Source organism: Intrasporangium calvum (assembly GCF_028446585.1).
Classification (GTDB): Bacteria; Actinomycetota; Actinomycetes; order Actinomycetales; family Dermatophilaceae; genus Intrasporangium; species Intrasporangium calvum_A.
In genome coordinates, this window is the sequence record NZ_JAPFQL010000091.1 from 1 (window position 1) to 14,158 (window position 14,158).

The following is a 14,158-nucleotide window of genomic DNA, read 5'->3' on the forward strand; positions in this document are numbered from 1 at the left end:
CCGCTGAGCCGGCTCAGCGGCATACGGCGGGGTGGCGTCGTGGCGGGCCTCGATGACGGGGACGACCTGCGACGCGAGGATGGTGCCGAGGAAACGGCCGTCCGCGTCGGCGACCACACCGCGCCCGCTCGGGGAGCTGAGCGCCGCGTCGAGGAGGGCGCGCAGGGAGCCGTCGGACCGGGCCACGGTGCCACCCCGGTGCAGCAGCGTCCGGTCGACCGTCGTCGTCACGGCCTCGGTGCGGACCCAGCCGATGGGGTCACCCTCGGCGCCGAGGCAGAGGACCCACGGCTGGCCGAGCGCACGCACTTCGTCCGCCGTGGCCCCGAGGCGGGTCGTCGGCTCGTCGGCCAGGGTCAGCTCCGGCGCCTCCGCGAAGGCGAGCGCGCGGTAGCCGCGGTCGCGCCCGACGAACTCCGCGACGAAGTCGTCGACCGGGTCGGCCAGAAGCCGCGCGGGGGTGTCGAGCTGGGCGAGCACCCCGCCGACGCGCAGCACCGCCACCTGGTCGCCGAGCTTGATCGCCTCGTCGATGTCGTGGGTGACGAAGAGGATCGTCTTGCCCAGATCGGACTGGAGGCGAAGGAACTCGTTCTGCAGCTGCTCGCGCACGACCGGGTCGACGGCGGAGAACGGCTCGTCCATGAGCATCACCGGGGGGTCGGCGGCGAGCGCCCGGGCCACGCCGACCCGCTGCTGCTGGCCACCGGACAGCTGGGCCGGATAGCGCCGGGCCAGGCCGGGCTCGAGGCCGACCCGTTCGATGAGCTCCATCGCGCGCGCCCGGGCGGTGCGGCGGTCGACGCCGAGCAGCCGGGGCACGGTTGCGACGTTGTCGACGACGGTGCGGTGCGGGAAGAGCCCCGCGTGCTGGATGACGTAGCCGATGCTGCGCCGCAGCTCGGCCACGTCGAGGGTCGACGTGTCGCGGCCGTCGACGGAGATGGTGCCCGACGTCGGCGTGATCATCCGGTTGACCATCCGCAGCGTCGTCGTCTTGCCGCAACCGGAGGGCCCGACGAGGACCGTGATCCGGCCGGTGGGAGCCTCGAGCGTCAGGTCGTCGACCGCCGTGGTCGCCCCACCGGTCCCCGCACCGTAGGTCTTGGTGACGCGCTCGAAGCGGATCATGCTGCCCAACCTACCCAGCCGGTGCGACACCACTGCGGAACAGAAGGGCGGACTTCGACCCGGCTCAGGCCCCGCTGTCCGCGGCAGCCACCGTGAACAGCTCTCCCGGAGTGCAGTCCAGCGCCTCGCACAGGGCGGTGAGGGTGCTGAAGCGGATCGCCTTGGCGCGCTGGTTCTTCAGAACGCTGAGGTTGACGACGGACACCCCCACCGCCTCAGAGAGAGCGGCCAGGGTGAGGCCGCGGGCCGCCAGCAGGTCGTCGAGGTGGCAGACGATCCGGTGGGCCTCCTCCGCGGGCATCAGACCAGGCCCTCGGCGTCGGCCCGCAGCCGCGCACCGTGCCGGAAGGCCTGGGCGACGGCGCCGACAATGAACATCGTCGTGAGCCACGGATAGAGCGTGATCTCCCATACGAACGTGCTGGTCCCGCTCTGTCCATTCACGGCCGGCGCGAGCGCCATCGTGGCGAACGCATCCACCAGCCCCACGGCGACCGCCCCGAAGCCGATCAGGAAGGCGATGACCTCGAGGCGCCTGACGTTGCGGTCCAGGAAGACGTCGCCCCCGCGCAGGTCCGCGAGGAGGCGCAGGAGCAGCCGGGCCACGATGACGACGAGCAGTGCCGTGAGGGCATCAGGTGCTGCAGCCCAGAGGCGCTCGCTCACGGAGGGCTCCGCGACGGCCACGGGCACCGACACGGGGTTGGTGACGGTGGCACCGCGGGTCAGGTCGGCCGCAGACACGTCGGTCCGCACGGTCGTGATCAGGGCCCGGTCGGTGACCCATTGGACGACGGGGACGACGAACCCGGCGGCGACGGCCCCGAGCGAGAGGAGCCAGAGGATGCCGCGCAGACCCCAGTGGTCCCAGCGGTCGAAAGTCAGCAGATCGCGCCGGTCGGCAGCCATGGTTCCCCTTTCAGCCGCGAGCGTCGCGGCTCCATATCGTTTCTCGATACTATCGAAAAACGATATGCACGCAACTCCTCTCGCTGAACCCCGGTTCGAGGTATCGGCCGACCACCGGTAGTCGATCCATACCTCCAACCAGCGGGTGCGAGGGCAGGTCAGACGTCGATGACCCCGCCGCCGCCGTGCACCGCCTGGGCCACCACCGCACCGATCGGCCCGGACCGCGGCTGCGACCACCCGCCGAGCTCCGGCGCGAAGGCCGTCCCCACGATGTCCACGACGAGGGCGGTCCACAGCCCGGCGCGCACGAGCATCGCGTGGTCGCCGCGCGCCACCCGGATCAGCGTCGCGTCGTGCCCGTCGGCGCCGAGCCGCTCCACGATCTGCCGTGATGCCGCGAGCGGTGTGATCCGGTCGCGGTCGCCGTGGATGAGGATGGTCTTCTGCCCGTCCCGCGGCAGCCGGTCGCCGCGCTCGATCCACGGGGCGAGCCCGACGACGAGGCGCACGTTCTCCTCGTCGGAGACGGTGAGAGCGGTGCGCCCACCCATCGAGTGGCCCACGAGGGCGATCGGTGCGTCGGGGTAGTCGGCCCGGACCTGCTGGAGCGCCCAGCGGGCGTCCTCGACGGGTGACGCCTCGACACCGTTCCACCCGCGGTAGCGGAACCGGAGCCGAGCGACGGCCAACGGGCCCGGTACCTTCCGGAGCGCCCGGGCGAACGGGACCAGCCGGGCCACGTTGTGCGACCAGGGCTGGTTCGGTTCACGCCCCTCGACGGCTCCCCCGTGCAGGACGAGCGCGACAGCCCCGGCCCGCGCGGGGCGAGCGTCCCACGCCAAGGAGGCCAGCGGCATACGGCCGGGTGGTGGTTCGTCGTTCACACTTGGGTGCGGTGGAAGTTCTGGAAGGAGCGAGAGGCGGTCGGGCCGCGCTGGCCCTGATAGTGCGATCCGTAGATCCCTGAGCCGTAAGGGTTCTCGGCCGACGAGCTGAGGCGGAAGAAGGCGAGCTGGCCGATCTTCATGCCCGGGTAGAGCATGATCGGCAACGTCGCGACGTTGGACAGCTCGAGCGTCACGTGCCCCGAGAAGCCGGGGTCGACGAAGCCCGCGGTCGCGTGCGTCATCAGCCCGAGACGCCCGAGCGAGGACTTCCCCTCGACGCGCGCCGCGAGGTCGTCGGGGAGGGTGACCGTCTCGAGGGTCGACCCGAGGACGAACTCCCCCGGGTGCAGCACGAAGCCGTCCTCGTCCTCGCCGACCTCGACGAGCCGGGTCAGCTCGGGCTGCTCCTGCGCCGGGTCGATGTAGGGGTACTTGTGGTTGTCGAAGAGCCGGAAGAACTTGTCGAGCCGCACGTCGACGCTCGAGGGCTGGATCATCGCCGGGTCCCACGGGTCGAGCACGACCCGCCCGCCGTCGATCTCGGCCCGGATGTCCTTGTCAGAGAGCAGCACGTAGGGAGGCTACCGCGCGCGGCCCGGGTGAACCCCGACCATCCCGTATGCCGCTGGGCTCGCTCCCAGCCCTTCCCGCGGTCACGGGGTGGCTCAAGTTGAGCGTTGCTCTCGATCAGCTGCTGTTCGACTCGGAGGCGCTCACCCGCAGCCTGCTCGGCGTGCGTGCGCACGAGAGCCTGGAGGAGGTTGCCGAGGGCGGCGGGGCGGGGCTGGTTCGCCTACACCCCTCGCGCCTGAGCTCGCCGCCGCGCCACACGGGGCCAACGGCACCGGGCTGGGTGGCAACGGGTCTTGCTGACCCAGCCCAGCGGCATACGGGCTGGTGGTGCGGCCTCAGCGGATCGGTCCGGCGACGTCGTACAGGCGCAGGAAGAGATAAGGGACCAGGAAGAGGCCCACGAGGATCACGGCCGTCCCGCTGCGGCTGCGCTCCGCCCAGGCCCAGCCGACGGCGAGCGGCAGGACCACCAGGGAAGCGGCGAGGTAGCCCACGTAGGTGGCAGCCGAGATGCCACGGTCGCCGCCGGTGAGCCAGGCGATCCCCTGCACCAGATGGACGACCAGGCCGACCTCGATCACGGCGAGCCACGCGAGAATCGGGCGGTTGACGAGACGGTCCCGGGCGACCTGGACCAGGACCAGCACGGCGGCGACACCGCACATGACCGACAGGGCTACCTGGAGCTGGACCATGGGAGGCGTCAGCTCCACCAGACGCCGACGTAGTGGTGCCCCTCCGGGATCGGCGGTGCATCGACGAGCCAGTCGACGCTCGATGCGGGGCCCCCGCTCGGGTCGACCTCCGCCTCGAGAAGCAGCGCGTCGACCTCGTCCGGCATGAGGGTGGTGATGACGGCGGCGCCGCTCGCATACGGCCACTCGTCGTCCGGGTACGTCTCGAACTCCAGCTGGTCCAGCTCCACGCGGACGTCATGGACGTCGGGATGCCGGCGCAGCTCGACGAGGGCCCGACGGACGTCCTCCAGCAGGAGGTCCTCGGACCGGTTCGGCGCGATGCACCACTCACAGTCGTTGCCGTCGAAGAACTGCTCGAGCGTGACAGCCACCTGGGTCTCGCGACCACCGCGCTCCCGAACGTGCTCGATGAGAGCGTTCTGCTTGACGAGATCCATGCGGTGGAGGGTCCTTCGGTGGAGCGGCGCGACGTCGGCTACACTGACGCCGCGTGCCGCCGACACCTCGGTGCAGCGGCTCCGCGAGCGTAGCTCAATGGTAGAGCGCCAGCTTCCCAAGCTGGATACGCGGGTTCGATTCCCGTCGCTCGCTCCAGCACAAAGCCGCAGGTCAGGACGCATGTCCGGGCCTGCGGCTTCGTCGTTCGGGACCCTCGAAGGGGTCCGCGTGCAACGAACGTGCAATTACGGGTCGCCGTTGCCCGCGAGTTTGGCCTCCTCGCGGTGGGCTATGACGAGGGCGTCGAGGCGGTCCGCGAGCTCCCTCGACCTGGACTCGGTCGCGTGCTGGTAGATCAGCGCGGCCCGCATCGTGGAGTGGCCCATCCGGTGCATGAGCTCACGGGTCGAGGCTCCCGACTGCGCCACGAGGTGGTTGCCCGTATGCCGCAGGTCGTGGAAGTGGAAGCCCTTCGGGAGGCCGGCCGCGACCAGGGCATCGGTCCACCCGACGTTGGCCCGCCAGTTGCCCCGGCGAGGAGTTGCACCCCGCTCCCCCGTGAAGACGAGCGAGTCCGGGCCGGACGGCACGCGCGTCAGGTGCTCTCGCAGCTCGTCCGCGAGGACGGTCGGGATCGTCACGATCCGCACGCTGTTGTTCTTCGGAGGCGCTGGCTCGAGGATGCCGCCTCGCTCGATGAGGCTGCGATCAAGGGCGCGGCTCCGCCGCGCCAACCAGCTGGCTCTGGCCGGCTCACGGCAGGGACCCCCGCGCTCCGGCGCTGGCGCGCCTACGCGCACCCCCACCGCTCACCCGCCACGCCAGCCGGGACCCGAGAGCCCGCTGCACACCCTCACGAGGAACCTGACCTCCGAGCCGCCGACCCGACGCAGGAGCATCCGCCCGACTCCGGACCGCGTCAACGGCGCTTCGCGTCACTCCGTGATGGCCTCCGGCCACCGTTGACCCGGTCTCTCCGCCGGGCTCTTGTGCTCCGCTATGGGTTCGGTGGCTCTCCCTGGTCGCGACAAACCGCGCGCGCACGGTCGCTTCAACGCGCACTCATGCTTGATGAGCGCGTGTTGGCGATGGCCAGAGTGCCGTCATCCGTTCTGGGGGCGGCGTGCGATGACTACGGCCTGCGGATCGGACTCCGAAGGGACCGGACTGCGTTCCAGCTGTGCGGTCACTTCGAGGCCGTGGGCCTCAAGCCGCGCGACCATGTCAGGTGTCGCGCGGTGGTATCGGTTCATGACGATGTCGTAGCCCAACGCGGCAAAGCCCTGGCCCACCCGCCGCATGCCGTCGCCTACCTGGAAGGCCACCAGCAGGTGCCCGCCCGGACGAAGGACGCGCACCATCTCGGCGAACATGGAGTCGAGGTCGTCATCGGGATTGTGAATGGTGGAGTACCACGAAAAGACCCCATCGAAGGTTGCGTCTGGATAGTCCAGATCCGTCAGGCTGCGCACCGTGCACGGGTAATCAGGGTGGTCAGACTGAGCTCTGCGCACCATCTCCGGTGAGAGGTCCACACCCTCGGGCCTGCACCCCTGTGCCGCCAGGTAGGGCAGCATGCGCCCCGCCCCGCAACCCGCGTCGAGCACCCGTCGGGGCTCGTGAAGGAGGCCGGCGAAGTGGTCGATCATCGCGAGTTCCACGGGCTGCTCCGGTTCCGTCGCGGTGAACCGGTCGGCGTAGACATCTGCCACGGTGTCGTAGGCCTTCTTGGTCAGCGTCTCTTCCGCCCTGGGCATGGCCCCACTTTGCCCCAGCGCTGTGCGCCAATGCTATGGAGGCGTGCTCCTGCCGCGCTGAGGAGGCTCCGCCCGTCGAATGACCTCCGACCGTCGGCGTAAGGCTTTACCGGACATGCCGCTTGTCGCGCGGTGGTTGGGTCAAGTCCCGGCCCGGCGACTGAGTGACTGCCTGGGTGACAATCGGGTGCGATACGCCTCTCCTCCAATGGACGCCGCGGGACCGAATCGTGCTCAGCGACAGGCGAACCCGCAGGGGCCACCGTGCTTCGGGACAAAGATCCCCTACGCGGCCGAGCAAGCACGCACGAGTTGACGTGCAAGTTGCCCGGCTAGGGATCACGGCAAGTGCGTCAGGCTCTGCACAACTTGGCAGTCGGCCACTTCCGGCATGCGGCGGCTGATTGGAATCCCGTCAACGGTCGGCAGCTTGAGGTGCGGATGAAGGCCTGCGCCGAGATCCTGGGCGTACTTCTCGCGGAGTTGGATGAGGGTTCGCCAATCGTCGAGCCAGTAGAGCGCTGGATGGTCCCCGGCGAGGCGATCGTGGCCCAGGCCTTCCATCGCACGGATCAGTCCCTGAGCTGCCGCGTCCTGGGCGCGGATGGCCCTTGCGAACTCACTGGGCGGACTCCCTGACGGCACCTTGGCTGCATCTACCTGCGCCGCCAACGAGGTGCACGCATCATCCGCTGCTTGCGAGACCACCGGGTCGTCGAGGACGCCGAGATGGTCGGCATTCGCGTACGCCCACATCCCGGCGACCGCGAACCCCAGCACGAGGGCCGCTCCCCCACCGATCAGGACCCAGAGCCATCTCCTGGGGCGACGAGAAGATCCGCTCGGCGGCACCGGAGGTGCCGGGGCCAGCGGAGGTCCGAAGTCTTGGGCCATGTCAAGATCGGGCACTCATCGGGCGCATGCTGCTCGCCTCGCCATGCGGTCGCGGCCCTACCGTTATGACCACCTGGCGGCTCGGGAGACTCCGGAGGGCGGCAGGCGTGCAATCTACGTGCAACAGGGAATCAGCCCAAGCGGGGCGCGTCGGTCCCCAGCGGTCACCGCAGCGAGCACAACCACAGGTCTGATCCTCTCCTCGGCGGACTTCCCAAGCTGGATACGCGGGTTCGATTCCCGTCGCTCGCTCCACCACGAAGCCGCAGGTCAGAACACATGTCCCGGCCTCCGGTGGAGCTCTTGCGTTCAGGGGCCCGCGTGGCCCATCCGCGACATGAGCTCACGCGTCGAGGCGCCCGAGGAGGCGGCCAGATGGTTGCCAGCGTGCCGTGATTGAGCCTACGTGTTGCCGCGCCCACACCACCGATACCCAGAGTCCTCCAAGGTCCCGAATATAGATTCCTGAGGTGACTCCCAGCCCTAGCGATACGAGCCTCTTCCTGCACATCAACCAGTTCGCGCAGGAGACAGCGTGGCTTCACGGCGCCCTGACGTTGTTCGCCTCGTACGGCATTCTGCTCTTCGCCGCGTTGCTGGTAGCGGGGTGGTTGATGGCGCGCCGCGCGGGATTCGCGAGCATGGCTGCCCTCGCTTGGGCCGGCCTCGGCACGCTGGTCGCGGTTGCAGTCAACCAGCCCCTTGTCCAGTTCTTCCACGAGTCCCGCCCCTATACCAACCTGGGTGAGATCCTCGTGCTGGCGCAGCCCACCACGGACTACGGCTTTCCCAGTGACCACGCCACGATGGCGGGAGCCGTGACGGCCGGACTCCTCCTCGTCGACCCGCTCCTCGGCGCAATATCCCTCGTGCTGGCGCTCGTCATGGCCTTCTCACGCGTCTACATCGCGGCGCACTACCCGTATGACGTCCTCGCGGGCCTGGCCGTGGGCACCGTGGTGGTGCTCCTCGGCCATCTCGTGGTCCACAAGCGGCTGACTCAGCTCGTCGCCACGGTCGCCGGCACTCGCCTGCGCCCGCTGGTCGCCGAGGTGAGTGTCATCCGCGAGGTGTAGCCGATGGGCTGGTACCACCCGACGAGCCTGCTCGACAAGATCTTCGAGGGAGGCATCATCATCAAGGGCATCACCGGCGCCCTGGAGTTCATCGGCGGGCTCCTGCTGCTCTTCGTGAGTCCGGCCCAGGTGCACGAGTTCATCTCCCTCGTCACCCAACGAGAGCTGCTCGAGGACCCGAACGACCGGGTCGCCAACCTCCTCCTCCAAGCCACGTCGCACTTCACGGCGGGTGGCCAGCTGTTCGGGATCGCCTACCTGTGGATCCACGCCATCATCAAGCTCATCGCGGTGATCGGGATCCTCAAGAACCAGCTGTGGGCCTATCCGTTCTCGCTCATCACGCTTGGGCTACTGATGATCTATCAGGTGTACTCCATCCTCTTCGTCAGGCTGTCGACGGGCATGATCCTGCTCACCGTCTTCGACGTGTTCATTCTCTGGCTCATCTGGCGCGAGTACGGAAAGGTCAAGGCCGGATCTCACCTGGGTTCAACCGAGTTCGTTTCCTGAGACGCTGAGAGCGTGACGCCATCTCATCGCGACCTCGACGCGTAAGGTCGCGCCCGCCAAGCCCGGCCACGCGACGCGCGCTGGGACGGCAGCTGACCTTTGGCTCCAAAGGCGTCGAGCCGGTTTCCGAAGAACCGTTGCCGCCGGAAGAAGTGCTACGGGCAGCTCGGGCGCTGGTCGAAGCAGGTCGTCCCTTCGCGGCCCATGAAGTGCTCGAGACCAGGTGCAAGGCGACTTTACGAACGAGCGGCGACTCGGCTGACAGATTTCGCCGAGGCCGGACGCTTAGGCACGCCGTGGGCGGACGGCTCAGCGTGGCGCGACGCGTTCGAGCAGCCGTCCCGACCTGACGCATTCGTGGGTACCTCATGCATACGCTAGTCGGGTGAGACGGTCGGGGAGGCGCCGATGCGCCGCATTGGGCGCCCTCGTGATGCTCGTCGCAGCCTGCACCGGGAGCGGCCCGCCCACCACGACGCCACCCGCCTCGTCGACGTCCGCAGCCACCTCGGGCACGTCGGCCGCGTCCTCGCCGGCCTCCACCGCCGCCCCCGCCTCCCCGACCACCGAGGCGCCACCCAGCACCTTCCCCTTGGCCGTCGTCACGGGCCTGACGAACCTCAGGGCGACAGTCACCCTCGACCAGGTGCGCGCCTTCGCCAGACGCGGCGAGCTGGTCGTTCCTTGTGGGGTCACCGTCCAGAAGCCGCAGCTCGACACCGAGGCGAAGTGCGTCCCCGCAGATCAGATCGCAGCCCTGCTCCGCAAGCGGCCGCAACGTGTGGCGCTGCTCCCGCCCGGGCTCGTCGAGCCGGCCACCAAGGTCCTGTCGATCGCCGGCAAGGGACCCTTCGGCATGTTCGGTCCCGACCTGTTCGGGGACGCCAAGTCCCGGGCCCTCGACTATCCCCTCCAGGCCACGGCGCAACCGGGCGCCGGGCTGGAAGCGAGCTGGGCGGCATACGACCCGTCTGAGATCTGGACCCTCACCAACCTCGGAAGCCTCTGCGCCGACCGTGGCGGCGCAACCCAGGCCGTCGCGCGAGGAAAGGGTTGGGGCTGGGTCTTCGGCGGCGGGACCGCGCGCTACGCCACACCCGCGGTGGTTGACCCGCCGAACCGCGAGCCCTACCGCGCAGTGCAGCCGATCGACACGGGACGACAAGGCACCTTCGCGCAGGTCATCAAGCGGTCCGACGTCGCCATCGCCGACCACGAGTGCCCCGTCATCGCCAAGGAGGACTGGAGCCCCCAGCTCGGACGAACCCTCGTCTTCAGCGTCCCGGAGGCGGTCCTGCCGCACTGGCGCGACACCCTCGGCCTCGACCTCGTCTACCTCGCGGCCAACCACATGAGCGACAAGGGCGTCGCCGGCATCCGCTCGACCCTGCGGCTCATGGACGAGTACAAGCTGCCCCGCACCGGTCTCGGGAGAGACCTCGATGAGGCGCTCGAGCCCGCCTATGCCGAGGCCGCCGGACTCAAGATCGGCTTCGTCGCGTTCAACGACGTCGGCGGCGTGGTCGCGGCCGCACCACAAACCGCAGGCGTCCCGTGGATCACCGAGAAGAACATCCGCACCGGCGTCCGGCGCGCCCGCGACGGCGGCGCCGACCTCGTCATCTGCAACCCCCAGTGGTGGGGTGGCGCCGAGTACCACGACGACCTCTGGCCGCTGCAGGAGAAGCAACTCGGCTGGTTCGAGAAGGCCGGCTGCGACCACGTCATCGGCTCAGGCACCCACGTCGCCGGGCCGCTCCTCCTCCGCCCGCACCGGGACGAAGGCGTCAGCGTCACCTTGGTCAGCCCCGGCAACCACTACTTCGGCCAGGGCTGGTGGCAGGAGACCCAGGAGGGCGTCATCCTCGACCTGACCTTCCGCGGCACGAGGCTCGTCAACGTCCGCATGCGGCCGACCGTGATGATCAACGAGGCCAGGCCTGCGCTGCTCGACCCAGCTGGAGACGGCCGCTACGTCCTGCAGCGGGTCCTCAACTACTCAGAACTCCGCTACGACCGCTGACAACTTCACCGCGACAGGCTGCGTTCACCATGGGAAGGTAGTGTCTCCGTGCCCGATTTGGCCCGATTCCAAGGTTCATCATGACTCCCTCCACGAAGCGAAGCGCGAGAGTGGCGGCCGTCGCGGCCGCTGCGACCGTCCTACCCCTCCTCATCTCCGTCACCCCGCCGGCGTCCGCCCAGGACGAGCCGGGCGACACCTCACTCGCAGCTCCCGCGTCCTCCACTGACGCCACCACCACCTCGCCACCGCCGGCCACCCGCGTCTCGTCCCATGCACTCGTGGCCGCCGACAAGGTGCCAGACGCCGCGACCCTGGACTCGGCTGACGCAGCCGAGGCCGCCGAACACGCTTCCGGCAAGCGGGTGACCGTCCGCGCGGCCTCCGCCGCTGTCGACCTGCCCGACCTGGCCGTCGTCGGGGTGACCTGGCGCGCGGGCTCCGCGCCGGGCGCGAGCGTCCAGTACCGCACCTTGAAGGGCTCCGAGTGGTCCGACTGGGAGTTCATCGAGGTGGACCCCGACCACGCACCGGACGACGCGGAAGCCAAGGAGGCAGCCGCGAAGGTCGGCGGCGCCCGCGAAGGCTCCGCCCCCCTCATCACCACCGACTCGGACGAGGTGCAGGTCCGTCTCCTCGCGGCCGACGGGTCGTCGCCGGATGACGCCCAGCTGGCCGTCATCGACCCCGGCACCTTCGACGCCACCGCCTCCGAGACCACGTCCACCAGCGCGGCAGCCACCACGGAGAGCGCCAGCCCCACGACTGAAAGCACTCAGAGCTCCGCTGAGTCCACGACGGCCGTCGCCCAGCCGGAGATCCGCACGCGCGCGCAATGGGGCGCGGACGAGACGCTGCGCGACCCGTCCGAGCCGGACTACGGCGAGGTCGAGGCCGCGATCATCCACCACACCGCAGGTTCGAACGACTACACCCAGGACGACGTGCCGGGCATCATCCGCGGCATCTACGCCTACCACGTGAAGAGCAAGGGCTGGCGCGACATCGGCTACAACTTCCTCGTCGACAAGTGGGGCCGCATCTGGGAGGGCCGCTACGGCGGGATCGACAAGGCCGTCATCGGCGCGCACGCCTACGGCGTCAACTCCTGGACCATGGGAACCTCCGTCCTCGGGGACTACGACATCGCGCCGGTGCCTGACGCGGTGTCGGCCGCCCTCCGCGACCTCATCGCATGGAAGGCCGACGTCCACCGCTTCGACGTCCTCGGCACGACGACCATCGGCGGCGTCACCTACAAGGCCATCTCCGGTCACCGCAACGTCAACCAGACCGAGTGCCCCGGTGACAACCTCTACGCCAAGCTGTCCTGGCTACGGACTGAGACCGCCGCGCTGTCGCCCTCGGCCACGCGCATCGGCGGGTCCGACCGCTACGCCGTCGCCGCCGCCACATCGGCCGCCACCTTCGCTCCCGGCGCACCGGTGGCCTACATCGCCACCGGTGGCACCTTCCCCGACGCGCTGGCCGCCGGGCCCGCCGGCGGCTTCCAGGACGGTCCGGTCCTGCTCACCAAGACCGATCTCCTCGTCAGCGCCACCATCGACGAGCTGACCCGGCTCAAGCCGCAGCGAATCGTGATCCTCGGCGGCACCGCCTCGGTGTCCACCGCGGTCGAGCAGAAGCTCGCCGCCTACGCCCCCACCGTGACCCGCATCGGCGGGGCGGACCGCTACCGCGTTGCCGCGAGCACCTCGGCCGCCACGTTCGCTCCCGGCGCACCGGTGGCCTACATCGCCACCGGTGGCACCTTCCCCGACGCGCTGGCCGCCGGGCCCGCCGGCGGCTTCCAGGGCGGTCCGGTCCTGCTCACCAAGACCGATCTCCTCGTCAGCGCCACGATTGAGGAGCTGACCCGGCTCAAGCCGCAGCAGATCGTGGTCCTCGGCGGCACGGTGTCGGTCTCTGCGGCAGTCGAGCAGCAGCTGGCTGCCTATGCGCCGTCCGTGCAGCGGATCGGCGGGGCGGACCGCTACCAGGTCGCCGCCGGCACGTCGCGAGCGACCTTCGCTGTCGGCGCACCGGTCGCCTACATCGCCACCGGCGGCACGTTCCCCGACGCGCTCGCCGCCGGACCTGTCGGCGGCTTCCAGGGCGGTCCGGTCCTGCTCACCAAGACCGACGTCCTCGCGGCTCCCACGATCGAGGAGCTGACCCGGCTCAAGCCGCAGCGGATCGTCATCCTGGGTGGCACCGCCTCGGTGTCCGAAGCGGTGGCCAAGCGGCTCTACAACTACGAGGTGCCTCCGGCCGCCTGATCCCGCGAACCCACTGGTGACGGATGCCCCGATCGACTGCCGATCGGGGCATTCGCCGGTCAGCGGCCGTTCATTCGGGCCACCATGGAGGATCAAACCCCGGGGGAGGCACCATGGCACATCCGACGTGGCGCGGCGTGACGATCTGCGCTTGCCTGAAGGAGCCGCTGGACGAGCTCGCGCGGGCGTCAGGCAGGGACATTCTCGTCTCCCCGATCGAGGGCTTCGGCTCCTACCAAGTGGGGCAGACGGCGTCCGCGGGCACCGGATCCGGCGGCGGCCACGTCGACCTGGCGCTGCGCGGCCTGACGTCGGAGCAGAAGCTCCGGCTCGAGGGCCTCGCCCGCCGCATCGGCTTCTACGCCGACATCCGGGAGCCGACCTGGTGGTCGCCGACGCGCCGGCAGTGGCTCACGCAGAAGTGGTCGTCGCACCTGCACATGCTCCTCAAGGACTGCCGCCACCTCTCGCCCGAGGCACGAGCGCAGCTGCGGGAGTGGTACTCCGGGGAGAACGGGCTGGTCGGCAACGACCCGGACGACGGCGATCGCACCTACCTGCGGCAGACGTGGAAGCAGTACCGCACCGGCAGGCAGGGCGTCCGGCCTCCGACGCAACAGCCCCGCATCACCGTCGCCAACCTCAAGCACGGGCGCCGCAACGGTGACGTCAAGCGCTACCAGGCAGCGGTGTGGCGCCGCCTGCCCTCCGCCACGCGGACCAGCATCCTCACGAAGCACCGCCTCAAGGAGGCCCAGATCGCCGACGGCTTCTACGGCGACGTCACGGTCGAGATGACGAAGGCGCTCTATGCGCGGATCGCCGAGCGGGAGCCGAAGGGCGGCTGGCCGATCTGGGCGGAGCCGGGGCCGCGCCTGCTCAAGCGGCTCGGCTTCATCCCCGTCGGCTCGCGGGACCTCGACGACCCGCACGACGAGTTCGGCGAGCCCGATTCGGTCTCCGATCCGGTGTCCGCT

General features: G+C 69.7%; 15 protein-coding genes, 1 tRNA gene and 1 pseudogene. 6 read left to right on the plus strand and 11 right to left on the minus strand.

The window, feature by feature from the left end; translation table 11 throughout:
* The 7 genes from OO014_RS16675 to OO014_RS16705 all read right to left on the minus strand — a co-directional run.
* Positions 1-1,131, minus strand: a 1,131-nt coding sequence (locus tag OO014_RS16675; protein WP_272463451.1) for an ABC transporter ATP-binding protein, incomplete at its 3' end; no start/stop codon positions are given.
* Positions 1,132-1,195: 64 nt separating this feature from the next.
* Entirely contained in the window at positions 1,196-1,432 is a 237-nt protein-coding gene (locus OO014_RS16680; RefSeq protein ID WP_272463452.1) for a helix-turn-helix domain-containing protein, read from the minus strand.
* Positions 1,432-2,040, minus strand: coding sequence for a hypothetical protein (locus OO014_RS16685; RefSeq protein ID WP_272463453.1), 609 nt, complete (start codon positions 2,038-2,040; stop codon positions 1,432-1,434). Before OO014_RS16685 ends, OO014_RS16680 begins: the two co-directional genes overlap by 1 nt.
* Before the next feature lie 158 nt (positions 2,041-2,198).
* The gene (locus tag OO014_RS16690) at positions 2,199-2,927 is read right to left on the minus strand and encodes an alpha/beta hydrolase (RefSeq protein ID WP_272463454.1); all 729 of its coding nucleotides are present in this window, start codon (positions 2,925-2,927) and stop codon (positions 2,199-2,201) included.
* Complete coding sequence (gene dcd, locus OO014_RS16695; RefSeq protein WP_272463455.1) at positions 2,924-3,502, minus strand: dCTP deaminase; 579 nt, start codon at positions 3,500-3,502, stop codon at positions 2,924-2,926. Before dcd ends, OO014_RS16690 begins: the two co-directional genes overlap by 4 nt.
* Before the next feature lie 336 nt (positions 3,503-3,838).
* Positions 3,839-4,198 (minus strand): hypothetical protein, encoded by a 360-nt coding sequence (locus OO014_RS16700; protein ID WP_272463456.1) that lies wholly within the window; start codon positions 4,196-4,198, stop codon positions 3,839-3,841.
* An 8-nt stretch (positions 4,199-4,206) separates the two neighbouring features.
* Positions 4,207-4,638: a hypothetical protein gene (locus OO014_RS16705; protein WP_272463457.1), complete on the minus strand. Its 432-nt coding sequence runs from the start codon at positions 4,636-4,638 to the stop codon at positions 4,207-4,209.
* A gap of 83 nt (positions 4,639-4,721) precedes the next feature.
* On the opposite strand from OO014_RS16705, the gene OO014_RS16710 reads away from it, so the two are divergent.
* Positions 4,722-4,795 (plus strand) — tRNA-Gly (locus OO014_RS16710).
* 89 nt (positions 4,796-4,884) lie between these two features.
* On the opposite strand, the gene OO014_RS16715 is transcribed toward OO014_RS16710, so the two are convergent.
* The 3 genes from OO014_RS16715 to OO014_RS16725 form a co-directional block, all read right to left on the minus strand.
* Complete coding sequence (locus OO014_RS16715) at positions 4,885-5,445, minus strand: tyrosine-type recombinase/integrase (RefSeq protein WP_334685057.1); 561 nt, start codon at positions 5,443-5,445, stop codon at positions 4,885-4,887.
* A 297-nt stretch (positions 5,446-5,742) separates the two neighbouring features.
* Entirely contained in the window at positions 5,743-6,396 is a 654-nt protein-coding gene (locus OO014_RS16720; RefSeq protein WP_272463459.1) for a class I SAM-dependent methyltransferase, read from the minus strand.
* A gap of 339 nt (positions 6,397-6,735) precedes the next feature.
* The gene (locus OO014_RS16725) at positions 6,736-7,176 is read right to left on the minus strand and encodes a hypothetical protein (protein ID WP_272463460.1); all 441 of its coding nucleotides are present in this window, start codon (positions 7,174-7,176) and stop codon (positions 6,736-6,738) included.
* Between the two features lie 584 nt (positions 7,177-7,760).
* Between OO014_RS16725 and OO014_RS16730 the strand changes: the two genes are divergently transcribed.
* Both OO014_RS16730 and OO014_RS16735 read left to right on the plus strand, forming a co-directional pair.
* Complete coding sequence (locus OO014_RS16730; protein WP_272463461.1) at positions 7,761-8,366, plus strand: phosphatase PAP2 family protein; 606 nt, start codon at positions 7,761-7,763, stop codon at positions 8,364-8,366.
* Positions 8,367-8,369: 3 nt separating this feature from the next.
* A complete protein-coding gene (locus OO014_RS16735; protein WP_272463462.1) occupies positions 8,370-8,879 on the plus strand; it encodes a DUF2127 domain-containing protein in 510 nt (169 codons plus the stop codon).
* A 366-nt stretch (positions 8,880-9,245) separates the two neighbouring features.
* Here the strand turns inward: OO014_RS16735 and OO014_RS16740 are convergent, their stop codons facing one another.
* Positions 9,246-9,485 carry a hypothetical protein gene (locus OO014_RS16740; RefSeq protein WP_272463463.1) on the minus strand — a complete coding sequence of 80 codons (240 nt, stop codon included), beginning with the start codon at positions 9,483-9,485 and terminating at the stop codon, positions 9,246-9,248.
* Here OO014_RS16740 and OO014_RS16745 point away from each other — a divergent pair.
* The 3 genes and pseudogenes from OO014_RS16745 to OO014_RS16755 form a co-directional block, all read left to right on the plus strand.
* Positions 9,472-10,902 (plus strand): CapA family protein, encoded by a 1,431-nt coding sequence (locus OO014_RS16745; RefSeq protein WP_272463464.1) that lies wholly within the window; start codon positions 9,472-9,474, stop codon positions 10,900-10,902. The genes OO014_RS16740 and OO014_RS16745 overlap by 14 nt on opposite strands.
* Positions 10,903-10,982: 80 nt before the next feature.
* Positions 10,983-13,181, plus strand: coding sequence for a cell wall-binding repeat-containing protein (locus OO014_RS16750; protein WP_272463465.1), 2,199 nt, complete (start codon positions 10,983-10,985; stop codon positions 13,179-13,181).
* 113 nt (positions 13,182-13,294) lie between these two features.
* A pseudogene (locus OO014_RS16755) lies at positions 13,295-14,158 on the plus strand (hypothetical protein); the annotation flags it as partial.